We start from the raw sequence: 12,068 nt of genomic DNA on the forward strand, positions 1-12,068 counted from the left end.
CAGGGCAGGTGCTGTTTTCCACAATGATCACCCAAATAGTTGACATAAATGTACCGGCGCTCTACAATGCCCCGTAGAGATTTTGATCACTGAAAGATGAGCCATATGAAGAAAAATACTTCCCCGGATGAACAACAACCCTCGGACGGCTTCACCGCAGAAGAACGCGCCGCGATGAAAGAGCGAGCCCGCGAGTTGAAGGCGGCCGCGCGTGCAGGCAAAGACAGGGTTGATGGAGAAAGCGCCGTGCTTGCCAGGATTGCCGAAATGCCGGAACCCGATCGTACCATGGCTGAGCGGTTGCATGCCATCATCAAAGCCAGCGCTCCAACGCTCATTCCGAAAACATGGTACGGAATGCCCGCGTATGCCAGAGAGGGTAAGGTCATCTGCTTTTTCCAAAGCGCACAGAAGTTCAACACCCGTTACGCCACACTGGGGTTCAGCGACGCAGCCCACCTCGATGAAGGCGCATTTTGGCCGGTCGCCTTCGCCCTGAAGGAATTAACCCCCGCAGTAGAGGAAATGATCGTTGCGCTGGTGAAGAAAGCCGTGAGCTGAAAATCTTTAATTCCGTGAGTGCAATGGGGTGTTTGAAGACCTTCAGTAAAGAAGGCTGAGGGTTCCGTTTCTACGTAAAGGCATGCAGGGGGCATTCTTTGCCGGGTTTGATTTGTCCGGGCTGAAGAACATCATTTTGGATTAACCCCTTCAGGGTATTTAACAAAAAGTAAAAGAACGCACCCTTTCAGGAAGGCTCCAGAAAGACATGCAGGTATAATCACCTTATCTGTCCTGATTCTGGGAATCGGGTAAAAACCTTCCATTGGATTGATCTGGGGGCATAAAAAGAAAAGCGAAGGGAGTTGAGACCATGAGCTACGTCCAGGATAACCTGATGCCGAACGAGGAAGTGCTGTTCACCGCGCGCATTCATCCCGCTATTTTTCTTCCTTCACTGGTTACGTTCCTGATCACCCTGATCGCTTTTATTCTCGGTTTACAGGGGATGATGGCCAGCAACCCGTCTTCAGCAGCTTCTAAACCATCATTGCTTGAGGGTTTCCTGTTTTGTTCTTCGGGGCCTTTATTATTCTATTCCATCCTGCTTGGGCTACGGGCTTTGACCGTTCTTTTCACGACAGAGTTTGCCATCACCAACCGGCGGGTTATTGCGAAATCGGGCTTTATTCGCAGGCACACGCTTGAAATGCTTCTGGCCAAAATAGAAAGTGTGTCGGTAAACCAGACGATCCTTGGCAGGTTGTTAAACTTTGGCACGGTGACTGTAACCGGCACAGGCGGGACGAGGGAAAGCTTCAGAGCGATTGTTGACCCTGTGGGGGTGAGGAAGAAAATCCACCAGATTCTTGAAAGCTATCTCCAACCGTAACTTCTCAGAACGGGCGCCAGTGGCAACGGCAATACCTGCTGGCGGAACCAGCCTTTGAGCCGTTTCTGATTCGAGAGCAAAGAAGAAGCACCACCCGCCCGGGAAGACGCTGAGCCGTGGTTTGAAAAAACTGCGCCAGCTCTTACTGGGCGGCGAACGTTGAGGCCATTCCGCGGTCTTTTTTTTAGAGCATATTCTGGAAAAAATCCTGCCGACGCACAACGATGGGCACCTTCGATCTGCAGGAAAGGTGCTCATCGCTGCGGACAGGGGTCATTTTTGCCCCTCAGGCATTGATGACCCGGGTGTAGGTGTTGAATGAGGGTGGATTTTCAAGGTGTTTTTTGACCGCGCACATGTTGGCCGAACGGACGAGGGATTCGTGGTATTTTTCGGGGAAGGTGGGCGGAACCTGAATTTCTAATTCGATCTGCCCTACCAGGCCGGTTTGCGGGTCGCGGTGGGCGCGCTGGATGATACGGATGCCGTCGGTGGGCAGGCCGCGCTGGCGGCAGAAGCCGAGGACGTAAATACCGGCGCAGGTGCCAATGGAGGCAAGAAACACGGCAAAGGGCGTGGGTGCAGACCCTTCCCCGCCGCCCATAGGGGGCTGATCGGTGCGGACGGTGTATTGATCAAAATGGGCATCCACGCGGGCGCCGCCGGGAAAGTCGATGATCATTTCCATAGGTTGAACTCCAGATGTAGTATATAGAAGTATAAGGCCAAAGGTTTAGATGAACCGCATCTCATTTGGTTACATTCGAGGGGGTGAATCTGCCAGGAGAAAGGTTAATGGGGGTCTTCAGGGGAAGGAGGGTGCGAGATGGGAACCTGAAGGTAAGCTTCCAGGGCGGGGAGGGTTTCCTGCAGGGCTTCCCGGCGCAGGGCATAACGGCGCTCGCCGGAGGGGAGAAGGGTGATCTCAACAAGTCCTGCCAGGCGCAGGAGCTGGAGGTGGTGTACCACAGTGGGCGAGCGCAGGCGCAGGTGGCGGGCCAGCTCACCGGGGGTGGTTGGAGACTCGGCCAGGCGGCGCAGGATGGCCAGGCGGGAAGGGTCGGCGAGGGCTTTCAGACGGAGCACCAGGGGTTCGGGGGCGGAAGCCGATGGGGTGAGTGGCTGATCGGTGGGGCGGCAACCGAAGAGGATGAACAGCCGGGCAGGATCGATGGGGGAATAAAAGACGAGCGGGGTTGACCAGACGGAGGGGGCCAGAATCACCTCGCGGTAGGAATGGAGGCCAGAAAAATGCACACCATGCGAAAGGGCATCGAGGAGGTGCTCGATGGAACGGTGGAGAGCGAGCTCACGGGCACGTTCAATCCCAGAGATCAGCAATGGGCGAATGCGCTGTTCTTCTTCGGTAAAGAAAAGCCGGTAGTAACTCTGGAGGGCTTCAAGGTATTGATCGCCAAACTCGGCGGGGTGTGCCCACGCCTGGCACAGGTTAAGGAGGGCGGTGGGTTTGAGAGGAATGCCCCTGCGCTGGTAGAAGGTACGAATCACCTCCAGCTCGGCTGGAGTCCAGGACTGGCGGGATGAGAGGCTGCGAAGGGTTGCGGTGAACTCCGGAGTGTGCTCTGATGTGTGCGATAGTGTGGCAAGACGCTCGGCAGTGGGAATTTTCGCCAGCGCAGAGACAGCGTCGGCAGCGTCCCTGGCTCCAGCCGGCAGGAGGTATAACCAGCGCAGGGGAACGGGGAGGAAAGACTGGGCTTTTTCAAGGAACTCGCGCTGCCCGGGGGGCAAGCGGGAACGTACCCCGGCTGCCCACGATGGGCGCAAACCGAACCGGTCAGGGTGGTGCAGGACAAAGAGGCTAACGAAGAGGTCGTAAGCGGTTGACAGGTCCCAGGAGAGCGCCGGTGTGAACGTGGACATGGAGTGTTAGATCATTATCTAACTATCTCTATGGTACCTGAAGAAAAAAGATGAGTCAACAGGATGAATGTCATGGATTGGGAGCGTTTCTGTCCTTCCCGGCTCGAGTCGGCAGGCCAGCAAGCGGAGGTTTCCTGGACGGGAGGAGGATGTAATTTGATTAACCGGAGGATTGTTGTCACAAATCATCCGGTGATCATTGTTCGTTGCAGGGGGGAAGACGGTGTATTGATCAAAATGGGCATCCACGCGGGCGCCGCCGGGAAAGTCGATGATCATTTCCATAGGTTGAACTCCAGATGTAGTATATAGAAGTATAAGGCCAAAGGTTTAGATGAACCGCATCTCATTTGGTTACATTCGAGGGGGTGAATCTGCCAGGAGAAAGGTTAATGGGGGTCTTCAGGGGAAGGAGGGTGCGAGATGGGAACCTGAAGGTAAGCTTCCAGGGCGGGGAGGGTTTCCTGCAGGGCTTCCCGGCGCAGGGCATAACGGCGCTCGCCGGAGGGGAGAAGGGTGATCTCAACAAGTCCTGCCAGGCGCAGGAGCTGGAGGTGGTGTACCACAGTGGGCGAGCGCAGGCGCAGGTGGCGGGCCAGCTCACCGGGGGTGGTTGGAGACTCGGCCAGGCGGCGCAGGATGGCCAGGCGGGAAGGGTCGGCGAGGGCTTTCAGACGGAGCACCAGGGGTTCGGGGGCGGAAGCCGATGGGGTGAGTGGCTGATCGGTGGGGCGGCAACCGAAGAGGATGAACAGCCGGGCAGGATCGATGGGGGAATAAAAGACGAGCGGGGTTGACCAGACGGAGGGGGCCAGAATCACCTCGCGGTAGGAATGGAGGCCAGAAAAATGCACACCATGCGAAAGGGCATCGAGGAGGTGCTCGATGGAACGGTGGAGAGCGAGCTCACGGGCACGTTCAATCCCAGAGATCAGCAATGGGCGAATGCGCTGTTCTTCTTCGGTAAAGAAAAGCCGGTAGTAACTCTGGAGGGCTTCAAGGTATTGATCGCCAAACTCGGCGGGGTGTGCCCACGCCTGGCACAGGTTAAGGAGGGCGGTGGGTTTGAGAGGAATGCCCCTGCGCTGGTAGAAGGTACGAATCACCTCCAGCTCGGCTGGAGTCCAGGACTGGCGGGATGAGAGGCTGCGAAGGGTTGCGGTGAACTCCGGAGTGTGCTCTGATGTGTGCGATAGTGTGGCAAGACGCTCGGCAGTGGGAATTTTCGCCAGCGCAGAGACAGCGTCGGCAGCGTCCCTGGCTCCAGCCGGCAGGAGGTATAACCAGCGCAGGGGAACGGGGAGGAAAGACTGGGCTTTTTCAAGGAACTCGCGCTGCCCGGGGGGCAAGCGGGAACGTACCCCGGCTGCCCACGATGGGCGCAAACCGAACCGGTCAGGGTGGTGCAGGACAAAGAGGCTAACGAAGAGGTCGTAAGCGGTTGACAGGTCCCAGGAGAGCGCCGGTGTGAACGTGGACATGGAGTGTTAGATCATTATCTAACTATCTCTATGGTACCTGAAGAAAAAAGATGAGTCAACAGGATGAATGTCATGGATTGGGAGCGTTTCTGTCCTTCCCGGCTCGAGTCGGCAGGCCAGCAAGCGGAGGTTTCCTGGACGGGAGGAGGATGTAATTTGATTAACCGGAGGATTGTTGTCACAAATCATCCGGTGATCATTGTTCGTTGCAGGGGGGAAGATTGCCACTACAAATCTCCTGCGGTGACTCTTATGATTAATCCAATGCTGCGACCAGAATACGCCCGATTGACCCTATTTGATGGGCTCGCTCCAGGTGTGCTCAGTGCGATTGCTCCCTACATGGAAGAGGTGCGTCACCCGCGGGGTACGACGATTTTCATTCAGGGGCAAATTGCCGATTCGCTGTACATTCTGGTGGATGGGGAGGTGCGGATTCGCTTCAAGCCCTACGATGGCCCGGTGCTCACAGTGGCACGCATTCATCCCGGCGGGGTGTATGGCTGGTCGGCGGTCATGGGGCACGAGCTGTATACTTCGGGAGCGCAAACCACGGAGGACAGCGTTTCGCTGCGCATTCGCAACCGGAATTTGCAGCGCCTGGTGGAGACCCATCCGCAGGCTGGTGCGGCACTGCTGGAGCGGCTGGCCGCCTCGATCGCTGAACGGTTGCGGAACACGCACACTGCCGTGCTCGAAATCCTCTACCAGGGGCTTGATCCTTCTGCCAGTGTCGTGCATAATCAACATGGGAACCAGGAAACAGCAAAAACTGTGTAGATGGAGGCAGACAGGATGAGCGAGAGTAATAACGGGATTGAATTCACGCTGGAAGAGCGCGTGCGGGCGCTGGTGGAAACGCTGGACGCGTACATCAGCCAGTATCATGGCGGTTCGGTAGAACTGGTGGACTTTGACGGGAAGACGCTGAAGGTGCGCCTTGGGGGGGCCTGCGATGGATGCCCGCTTTCGCCAACCACCCTCAATGGGTGGGTGGCCGGTACGGTGAGGCAGTTCTTTCCGGAAATTGAAAATGTGGTGGATGTGAATCAGGATCAGGCATAGTCTGAAAAACCGCCAGGAGGGCGGTTTTTTTATGATTCGGACAGGGGGGTGAGGGCTGGTTATTCGATATAGACTTCGACGTGCTCGCCGTCTTCCTCGTCGAGAACATCGACCACTTTACCGGTTTCACCGGACTGCAGGAAAGCCATCAGTTGTTCGGGGTCCATGCCTTCGACCTGGGGAGAGAAACGCGCGCCCATTTTCAGGCCGGCGCTGATCAGGCTGATGGGTAGGCGGACGTTGACGCGCGTTTTACCGGTCTGTGTGTCGGTCACCACCACGCGGAACCATCGGGGAGTGCTGGTCGAGGAGGGGGGAGCGGGCGGCAGAGGAGGAGCAACCCGGGCAGGACGGTCTTCCAGGGCTTCGAGCAGTTCGGCGCCTTCGCGGGCGCTGATCTTTCCTTCCTGGATCATTCTCAAAATTTTCATGCGCTCTTCAGCAGAAGCCATGCCGTTCCCTCGGGGTAAAATCTTTGCCGGGCCAGTCGGCGGCAGTGCGCGTTTTTTGCTGGCTGCGAAGGCGGCCCTCACGGGCTGGTCTCGGGTTGATGAGATATGTCTTTATTGTACTCCCAAAATGCCGGTCAGGTGCAGGAGGCGGGGCGAAACCTGTTCTTCTCAGGGAGCAACGAGAGCTTGGGGGGACAGGGTGGGGGGTATAATCGGGTAATTCTGGAAATCATCTTCGAAGAGGTCAGTATGCACTGGATTTATCTCTCTCCTCATTACGATGATGCGGTGCTTTCCTGTGGCGGTATGATCTGGGAGCAAAGCCAGGCCGGGGATACGGTGGAGATCTGGACGATTTGCGCCGTCTCCCCATCTCGTGGGCGGGCGCTGCCGGCTTTTGCGGCGACGCTGGAAACGCAATGGAATGCAGGCAGGCGCGCGGTCTCTCGCCGGAGGGCAGAAGACCGTCTGGCCTGCGCGGAGGTGGGGGCGGTGCCCTTTTATGGCCGCCTCACCGATTGTATCTACCGCCGGTTGCCTGATGGCGAGGCGTTGATTAAAGCAGGTGAAGATTTGTGGTTGCCGGTGCACCCGGCGGAGATGGAGCTGGTGCAGTCGCTGCGCACCTGGCTGCGCCACAAACTGCCCCATGAAGCCCGGGTGGTGTGCCCGCTCAGCCTGGGTAACCATGTGGATCACCGTCTGGTACGGTCAGCTGCTGAGGGTCTGCGGCGAATGCTGTGGTATTATGCCGATTTTCCGTACGTGACTCAACGGGGAATCCGCCTGCCGCAGGGTTGGCCGGAAGGAGATCTTTACCACCGGCCGGTATCTGAAGCAGGTTTTGAGGCATGGTGTGCGGGAGTGGCGGCCTATAAAACCCAAATTGGCAGTCTCTTCGGTTCTCAGGAGGGGATGAGGGCGCAACTGGAAGCCTACTGGCGGAGCGGCGGGGGCAGCTGGCTCTGGCCGGGGGGATAAAAAAACGGGATTGCCCGGCAGGGGGAGTGCCGGGCAATCTTCAGGGAGGGAATGCCACCTTTGGCTTCCACCGCCCGGGGGGGGCGAGCGGCTGGAGGCTTTCCGGTGGAAGATCCTGCATCTTGTACAATACAGGTTCCTTTCGTTACTATACTCCGATTTTGGGTGGAATATATTAAATAAAAATGAGAATTTTTACCTTATTCGTGATTTTCGAAAAGGCGCAACCACTCGTCAATCTCTTCGCAGGAGAGCGCCGGACGGTCGCGGGAGTCGGTGCGGGGAGAAGCGGGAGGGGAGCTTAAAGTGCGCCGCAACAGACGGGCAAAATCATCTGAAGTCATGGGAGTGGCGCCGGTGACGCGTGCTTCTGAGATGACCTGCCGGTCGGAGGAAACAACTGTGACCTGCCGGGCACGTTCTTTTAAACCATGAAGGCGGTCGGCAATGGCGGCGTCGGCGGTGGTGCGGGCTGAGACGAAATGAGCCCGTACCGTGCCGACGGTGCGCGTCCCGGCGTGCCCGGGGGGAGCGCCATCGAAGAAGACCTCGACCCGGTGACGGCTCAGGCGGACGAAATCCTGCAGTATGCGCAGGAGGTGATCTTCGTCGTCCAGGGTGCTTAAGTGACCGCCCAGCACGGGGATGAGGTTGTGTCCGTCGATCAGGTACATCATCCATCCCATTGTACCCGGATTTTATGCTATGATAGGGCAACCATGAGACGTGGTGGACGAAATTCACTGCTTCTGTATCTTATTCTGAATATCATTGTTTCGGCGGCAACGGTTCTGGCGGTGTTAATGGTGTGGGAGCGCCTGCGCCCACAGGAGACACCCGCTCTTCCCACGGCACCGGCTGACCCGATCCCTGCCTCGGAGGTTGTGGAGACACCTCTGCCTACCCTGACCCCGACGCTCCCCGGCCCTGCAGGAGAGCTGATTGAGATTGCGGCAGTGATCGGCGCGACCGACCCGCAGCAGGAATACGTCCAGCTCAGGCGGCTGGGTGAGGGCGACCTCTCACTGGCCGGGTGGCAATTGAAGGACGAGGACGGCAATGTGTATACCTTCTCGAAAGATCCAGAGTTGATTCTGTACAAGGGGGGAGCAGTGCTGGTCTACACACGGGTCGGAAACGATACCCCCACGGAGGTCTTCTGGAATCGTACTGAGGCGGTGTGGCGGCCAGGAGAATGGGCGACTCTGGTGGACAACCTGGGGCAGGTGCAGGCGAGGTTTCAGGTGCCATGATGGACGGCTGGGGAGAGCTGGTCGAGCGGCAGATTCGTGAAGCCATGGAGCGCGGGGCGTTCAGAGACCTGCCCGGCAAAGGGAAGCCGCTTCTGCTTGACGACTGGTCGCTTGTGCCGGAAGAGGTGCGCCTGGCACACCATGTGATGAAAAACCAGGGTTTCCTCCCGGATTGGATCGAGGCCGGCAGGGAGATTGATGCCGAAAGAGCGCGGTTGATGGGAGGTGAGCAGGGGGGCGCCCGGCGTGAAGAAATCAGCGCTTTGAACCGTAAGATTTTCGAGTACAATTTGCGCGTTCCGCTGCCTGCTCTGCAAAAGCCCATGCTGCCGGTGGATGAAGGCGGCCCGGGTGGTGCAGTGGGCAGGGGTCGTTCGGGAACAGGTGAATGATGTCTCAAGCGTTGTATCGAAAGTGGCGCCCGCGCCTGTGGGAACAGGTCATCGGGCAGGAACATGTCATCCAGACTCTGCGTAATGCGGTGCGCAGCGGGCGGATCGGCCACGCCTATCTGTTCGCCGGGCCGCGGGGAACGGGAAAAACCACCACGGCGCGCCTGCTGGCCAAGGCGGTCAACTGCCTGGATGAAGACCCGGCCAACCGTCCGTGTGATCGGTGTGAGCACTGTGTGGCGGTAAATGAAGGGCGCTTCCTGGACTTGATCGAGATCGATGCGGCTTCGAATACCAGTGTGGATGATGTGCGCGACCTGAGGGAAAAGATTAACTTTTCACCGAGCCAGGGCCGAACCAAAGTGTACATTATTGATGAAGTGCACATGCTTTCGACAGCGGCCTTCAACGCGCTGCTCAAAACACTGGAGGAACCCCCTCCCCATGCGCTTTTTATTCTGGCAACGACCGAGGTGCATAAGATTCCGGCCACGGTGCTTTCGCGCTGTCAGCGGTATGAGTTTCGGCGGGTGCCAGTAGCCGCGATGACAGCTCTGTTGCGGCAAAAAGCCGCCGAAGAAGGTCTGGCGGTGAATGATGACGCCCTGCAATGGATTGCCCGTCAGGCAACCGGGGCGGTGCGCGATGCGATCTCGCTGCTGGATCAGCTTTCGTCCACCGGTGAGCGGGTGACTCTGCAAAGTGCTCAGCAGGTGCTGGGAGCAGTGACGAGCGAAAGCGTGGTGCGGCTGGTGGAGGCGATCCTGGCGAAAGATGCGGCCAGCGGGCTGGCGTGCATTCAGGCGGCTCTGGATGGCGGGAGTGACGCCCGTCAGTATGCCCGGCAGGTGGTGGAATACCTGCGGGGGTTGCTGCTGGTGCGTTTGAACAACGCGGCCATGCTCGATGCTACCCCTGAAGTGCGTGCTCAAATGGCCAGCCAGGCTGCGCGTTTCTCAACCGCCTGGCTGCTGGAAGTGATCCGCCTTTTCAATGAGGTGGTTTCGGATACGCGGGTGAGCTGGCAGCCGGGGCTGGGTTTGGAACTGGCGCTGGCTGAGGCGCTGGAAGAACGTTCACCGGCGGCGGCTGTTACCTCTGGAGGGGGAGAGGCCTCGCCGCCAGCGGCCAAAGCAGAACCGCCTCGGCAGGCAACCCCATCGGCGCGCCCGGCGGGGGCACCACCGGTGGCGGCGAAAGGCGAAGCGGCGCAAACAACGCGGGAATCCACCCCGGCTCAGGGGAAGTCCGTCGGCGCTGTACCGGCGTTGAACGAGATTCGCGCCGCATGGAACCGGGTGCGGCAGGTGGTGAAACAGCAGAGCAGCCTCACGGCGGCGGCGCTCAATTCGTGCAAGACGTTCGATGTGCGGGATGGGGTGTTGATTTTAGGGTATCAGAACGAGCTGCTTAAATCGAAAATGGAAACTGAGGAGAATCTCAACCGTCTGCGCCAGGCGCTCCAGGCGGTTCTGGGGGTGACTCTGCCGGTGCGCTGTGTGGTGATCGGCAACAAGGCGACGATTGAGGCGGAGACCCTGGCCGGGGCAGAAAGTGAACTGGTGCGCACGGCGCTCGACCTGGGAGGGATGATCGTTGATCAACAGGATGATTCAGAGAGGTAGGTGAAGCGATGGCAAAAGGATTTAATCGACCGGCAGGTGGCGGAGGCGGCGGAATGATGTCGCAGCTGCGCAAGTTGCAGGAGCAAATGGAACAGGCGCAGGCCCGGCTGGCAGAAGAAACCGTTGAGGGGACATCGGGCGGCGGCGCGGTGAAAGTGATCATGACCGGCGACCAGCACTGTAAGGCGGTGGAGATTGATCCGCAGCTGCTCCAGGACGTGGACGCTGAAATGTTGCAGGATATGCTGCTGGCGGCTATCAATCAGGCGCTGGAAAATTCACGCCAGCTGCAGGCCGAGCGGCTGGGCCCGCTGGCCGGTGGGTTGAGCGGGTTTGGGCTTTAATGGCCGGTTTACCCGCGCCGTTACAGGCGCTGATCGATGCCTTTGAACGGCTGCCGGGCATCGGGCCCAAAACGGCTTCGCGGCTGGCTTTTTATCTTTTGCGCCAGCCTGAGGAGGTCTCGCGGCAGCTGGCCGATGCCCTGCTGGCTTTGAAATCGGCGACGACGCTCTGCCCGATATGCTTTAATATTACACTGGCCGGGCAGGAGCGTTGTGAAATTTGCGCCGACCCCCGGCGTGATGAGAGCCTGCTGTGCGTGGTTGAGGAACCGCTCGATGTGCTGGTGCTGGAGCGCACCGGCGCGTTTGGAGGGCGATACCACGTGCTCCACGGGGTGCTTTCTCCAATCGAGGGGATTGGGCCAGAGCAGTTGAAGATTCGCCCTTTAATTGACCGGGTGCGCGAAGGCAAGGTGCGCGAGGTGATCGTGGCCACCAACCCCAGTATGGAGGGTGACGCCACGGCGTTGTATCTCCGCCAGCAATTGCTCCCGCTGGGGGTGCGCATTACCCGTCTGGCGCGCGGGTTGCCTGTGGGGGGTGATCTGGAATATGCGGATCAGAGCACGCTGTTGCGCGCGCTGGTGGGAAGGCAGGAGCTTTAGGTTTTCAAATTCGATCCATCCTTTTTAACGGTTTCCTTTTACTGGCCCCTGACTGAAACAAAATAAGCTTGATGGCATTGGTTTTGCAGAAGGAGCGTGGTCATGGGCATGGCAGGCAGTCGGGTAAGAAGGGTCATCGGTTGCGGGCTGGCGCTGCTCTGGGCAGCGCTTTGTCTTTGCTGGGGGGGAGAGCAGGTACTGGCCAGCGGGGGAACCCGTTATGTGGCTATGGATGGGATGGATGCCGGAAACGACTGCCTGGCCCAGGCTTTACCATGCAGAAGTATTTCACGGGCGATCAGTGTGGCAGGGGAGGGGGATGTCATTATGGTGGGGGCAGGGGTCTATGATGGGCCGCTGGTGGTGAAAAAAAGCCTCACCCTGCGCGGCAGTGGGCCAGCCCTGACGCAGGTGAGGGGGAATGGCAGCGGGCATATTCTGGAGGTGTGCGGCGGATCTGCGGTAACACCGGTGCAGGTGAGTGTGGAGGAGCTCAGGATCGGAGAGGGAAGCGCCACCGAGGGCGGGGGAGTGTGGACTTCGGCGGAGCAGCTGACGTTGCGGCGGGTGGAGATCTCCAACATCCAGCCCGT

General features: G+C 58.8%; 16 protein-coding genes and 1 pseudogene. 11 read left to right on the forward strand and 6 right to left on the reverse strand.

Annotated elements, in window-relative coordinates:
• Positions 1–96 precede the first annotated feature (96 nt).
• Both ATHL_RS16850 and ATHL_RS16860 read left to right on the forward strand, forming a co-directional pair.
• The gene (locus ATHL_RS16850; protein WP_062196168.1) at positions 97–561 is read left to right on the forward strand and encodes an iron chaperone; all 465 of its coding nucleotides are present in this window, start codon (positions 97–99) and stop codon (positions 559–561) included.
• A 313-nt stretch (positions 562–874) separates the two neighbouring features.
• On the forward strand, positions 875–1,393 hold the full coding sequence (locus ATHL_RS16860; protein WP_062196169.1) for a PH domain-containing protein: 519 nt from the start codon (positions 875–877) through the stop codon (positions 1,391–1,393).
• Between the two features lie 286 nt (positions 1,394–1,679).
• Here the strand turns inward: ATHL_RS16860 and ATHL_RS16865 are convergent, their stop codons facing one another.
• The 4 genes from ATHL_RS16865 to ATHL_RS16880 form a co-directional block, all read right to left on the reverse strand.
• Positions 1,680–2,081: an OsmC family protein gene (locus tag ATHL_RS16865; RefSeq protein WP_062196171.1), complete on the reverse strand. Its 402-nt coding sequence runs from the start codon at positions 2,079–2,081 to the stop codon at positions 1,680–1,682.
• A gap of 104 nt (positions 2,082–2,185) precedes the next feature.
• A complete protein-coding gene (locus ATHL_RS16870; protein WP_062196173.1) occupies positions 2,186–3,277 on the reverse strand; it encodes an ArsR/SmtB family transcription factor in 1,092 nt (363 codons plus the stop codon).
• A gap of 18 nt (positions 3,278–3,295) precedes the next feature.
• Positions 3,296–3,562 (reverse strand): hypothetical protein, encoded by a 267-nt coding sequence (locus tag ATHL_RS19025; protein ID WP_162787782.1) that lies wholly within the window; start codon positions 3,560–3,562, stop codon positions 3,296–3,298.
• 104 nt (positions 3,563–3,666) lie between these two features.
• Entirely contained in the window at positions 3,667–4,758 is a 1,092-nt protein-coding gene (locus tag ATHL_RS16880) for an ArsR/SmtB family transcription factor (protein WP_062196173.1), read from the reverse strand.
• Positions 4,759–5,022: 264 nt separating this feature from the next.
• On the opposite strand from ATHL_RS16880, the gene ATHL_RS16885 reads away from it, so the two are divergent.
• Together ATHL_RS16885 and ATHL_RS16890 are read left to right on the forward strand one after the other, a co-directional pair.
• A complete protein-coding gene (locus ATHL_RS16885) occupies positions 5,023–5,538 on the forward strand; it encodes a cyclic nucleotide-binding domain-containing protein (protein ID WP_162787783.1) in 516 nt (171 codons plus the stop codon).
• Between the two features lie 15 nt (positions 5,539–5,553).
• A complete protein-coding gene (locus ATHL_RS16890) occupies positions 5,554–5,823 on the forward strand; it encodes a NifU family protein (protein WP_084001674.1) in 270 nt (89 codons plus the stop codon).
• 59 nt (positions 5,824–5,882) lie between these two features.
• Here ATHL_RS16890 and ATHL_RS16895 read toward each other — a convergent pair whose 3' ends face one another.
• The gene (locus ATHL_RS16895) at positions 5,883–6,254 is read right to left on the reverse strand and encodes an SHOCT-like domain-containing protein (protein WP_162787784.1); all 372 of its coding nucleotides are present in this window, start codon (positions 6,252–6,254) and stop codon (positions 5,883–5,885) included.
• A gap of 126 nt (positions 6,255–6,380) precedes the next feature.
• Here ATHL_RS16895 and ATHL_RS16900 point away from each other — a divergent pair, with 126 nt between their 5' ends.
• Entirely contained in the window at positions 6,381–7,256 is an 876-nt protein-coding gene (locus tag ATHL_RS16900) for a PIG-L deacetylase family protein (protein WP_062196181.1), read from the forward strand.
• A gap of 200 nt (positions 7,257–7,456) precedes the next feature.
• Here the strand turns inward: ATHL_RS16900 and ATHL_RS16905 are convergent, their stop codons facing one another.
• Positions 7,457–7,933, reverse strand: coding sequence for an NYN domain-containing protein (locus ATHL_RS16905; RefSeq protein ID WP_162787785.1), 477 nt, complete (start codon positions 7,931–7,933; stop codon positions 7,457–7,459).
• 42 nt (positions 7,934–7,975) lie between these two features.
• Between ATHL_RS16905 and ATHL_RS16910 the strand changes: the two genes are divergently transcribed.
• From ATHL_RS16910 to ATHL_RS16935, 6 genes and pseudogenes are all read left to right on the forward strand, one after another.
• Positions 7,976–8,509: a lamin tail domain-containing protein gene (locus ATHL_RS16910; protein WP_062196185.1), complete on the forward strand. Its 534-nt coding sequence runs from the start codon at positions 7,976–7,978 to the stop codon at positions 8,507–8,509.
• On the forward strand, positions 8,506–8,901 hold the full coding sequence (locus ATHL_RS16915; RefSeq protein ID WP_162787786.1) for a DnaJ family domain-containing protein: 396 nt from the start codon (positions 8,506–8,508) through the stop codon (positions 8,899–8,901). Before ATHL_RS16910 ends, ATHL_RS16915 begins: the two co-directional genes overlap by 4 nt.
• On the forward strand, positions 8,898–10,526 hold the full coding sequence (gene dnaX, locus ATHL_RS16920) for a DNA polymerase III subunit gamma/tau (RefSeq protein WP_084001681.1): 1,629 nt from the start codon (positions 8,898–8,900) through the stop codon (positions 10,524–10,526). Before ATHL_RS16915 ends, dnaX begins: the two co-directional genes overlap by 4 nt.
• 53 nt (positions 10,527–10,579) lie before the next feature.
• Positions 10,580–10,870, forward strand: coding sequence for a YbaB/EbfC family nucleoid-associated protein (locus tag ATHL_RS16925; RefSeq protein WP_062196190.1), 291 nt, complete (start codon positions 10,580–10,582; stop codon positions 10,868–10,870).
• A complete protein-coding gene (gene recR / locus ATHL_RS16930; RefSeq protein ID WP_062196192.1) occupies positions 10,870–11,475 on the forward strand; it encodes a recombination mediator RecR in 606 nt (201 codons plus the stop codon). The genes ATHL_RS16925 and recR overlap by 1 nt, the downstream gene beginning before the upstream one ends.
• 102 nt (positions 11,476–11,577) lie before the next feature.
• A pseudogene (locus ATHL_RS16935) lies at positions 11,578–12,068 on the forward strand (hypothetical protein); the annotation flags it as partial.

The organism is Anaerolinea thermolimosa, assembly GCF_001050195.2.
Taxonomy (GTDB): Bacteria; Chloroflexota; Anaerolineae; order Anaerolineales; family Anaerolineaceae; genus Anaerolinea; species Anaerolinea thermolimosa.

What these genes read in the sequence shown, in the direction of transcription:
- ATHL_RS16850 (WP_062196168.1), top strand. Translation starts at nt 97, where the DNA reads ATGAGCCATATGAAGAAAAATACTTCCCCGGATGAACAACAACCCTCG.
- ATHL_RS16860 (WP_062196169.1), top strand. Translation starts at nt 875, where the DNA reads ATGAGCTACGTCCAGGATAACCTGATGCCGAACGAGGAAGTGCTGTTC.
- ATHL_RS16865 (WP_062196171.1), bottom strand. Translation starts at nt 2,081, where the DNA reads ATGGAAATGATCATCGACTTTCCCGGCGGCGCCCGCGTGGATGCCCAT.
- ATHL_RS16870 (WP_062196173.1), bottom strand. Translation starts at nt 3,277, where the DNA reads ATGTCCACGTTCACACCGGCGCTCTCCTGGGACCTGTCAACCGCTTAC.
- ATHL_RS19025 (WP_162787782.1), bottom strand. Translation starts at nt 3,562, where the DNA reads ATGGAAATGATCATCGACTTTCCCGGCGGCGCCCGCGTGGATGCCCAT.
- ATHL_RS16880 (WP_062196173.1), bottom strand. Translation starts at nt 4,758, where the DNA reads ATGTCCACGTTCACACCGGCGCTCTCCTGGGACCTGTCAACCGCTTAC.
- ATHL_RS16885 (WP_162787783.1), top strand. Translation starts at nt 5,023, where the DNA reads ATGCTGCGACCAGAATACGCCCGATTGACCCTATTTGATGGGCTCGCT.
- ATHL_RS16890 (WP_084001674.1), top strand. Translation starts at nt 5,554, where the DNA reads ATGAGCGAGAGTAATAACGGGATTGAATTCACGCTGGAAGAGCGCGTG.
- ATHL_RS16895 (WP_162787784.1), bottom strand. Translation starts at nt 6,254, where the DNA reads ATGAAAATTTTGAGAATGATCCAGGAAGGAAAGATCAGCGCCCGCGAA.
- ATHL_RS16900 (WP_062196181.1), top strand. Translation starts at nt 6,381, where the DNA reads ATGTCTTTATTGTACTCCCAAAATGCCGGTCAGGTGCAGGAGGCGGGG.
- ATHL_RS16905 (WP_162787785.1), bottom strand. Translation starts at nt 7,933, where the DNA reads ATGATGTACCTGATCGACGGACACAACCTCATCCCCGTGCTGGGCGGT.
- ATHL_RS16910 (WP_062196185.1), top strand. Translation starts at nt 7,976, where the DNA reads ATGAGACGTGGTGGACGAAATTCACTGCTTCTGTATCTTATTCTGAAT.
- ATHL_RS16915 (WP_162787786.1), top strand. Translation starts at nt 8,506, where the DNA reads ATGATGGACGGCTGGGGAGAGCTGGTCGAGCGGCAGATTCGTGAAGCC.
- dnaX (WP_084001681.1), top strand. Translation starts at nt 8,898, where the DNA reads ATGATGTCTCAAGCGTTGTATCGAAAGTGGCGCCCGCGCCTGTGGGAA.
- ATHL_RS16925 (WP_062196190.1), top strand. Translation starts at nt 10,580, where the DNA reads ATGATGTCGCAGCTGCGCAAGTTGCAGGAGCAAATGGAACAGGCGCAG.
- recR (WP_062196192.1), top strand. Translation starts at nt 10,870, where the DNA reads ATGGCCGGTTTACCCGCGCCGTTACAGGCGCTGATCGATGCCTTTGAA.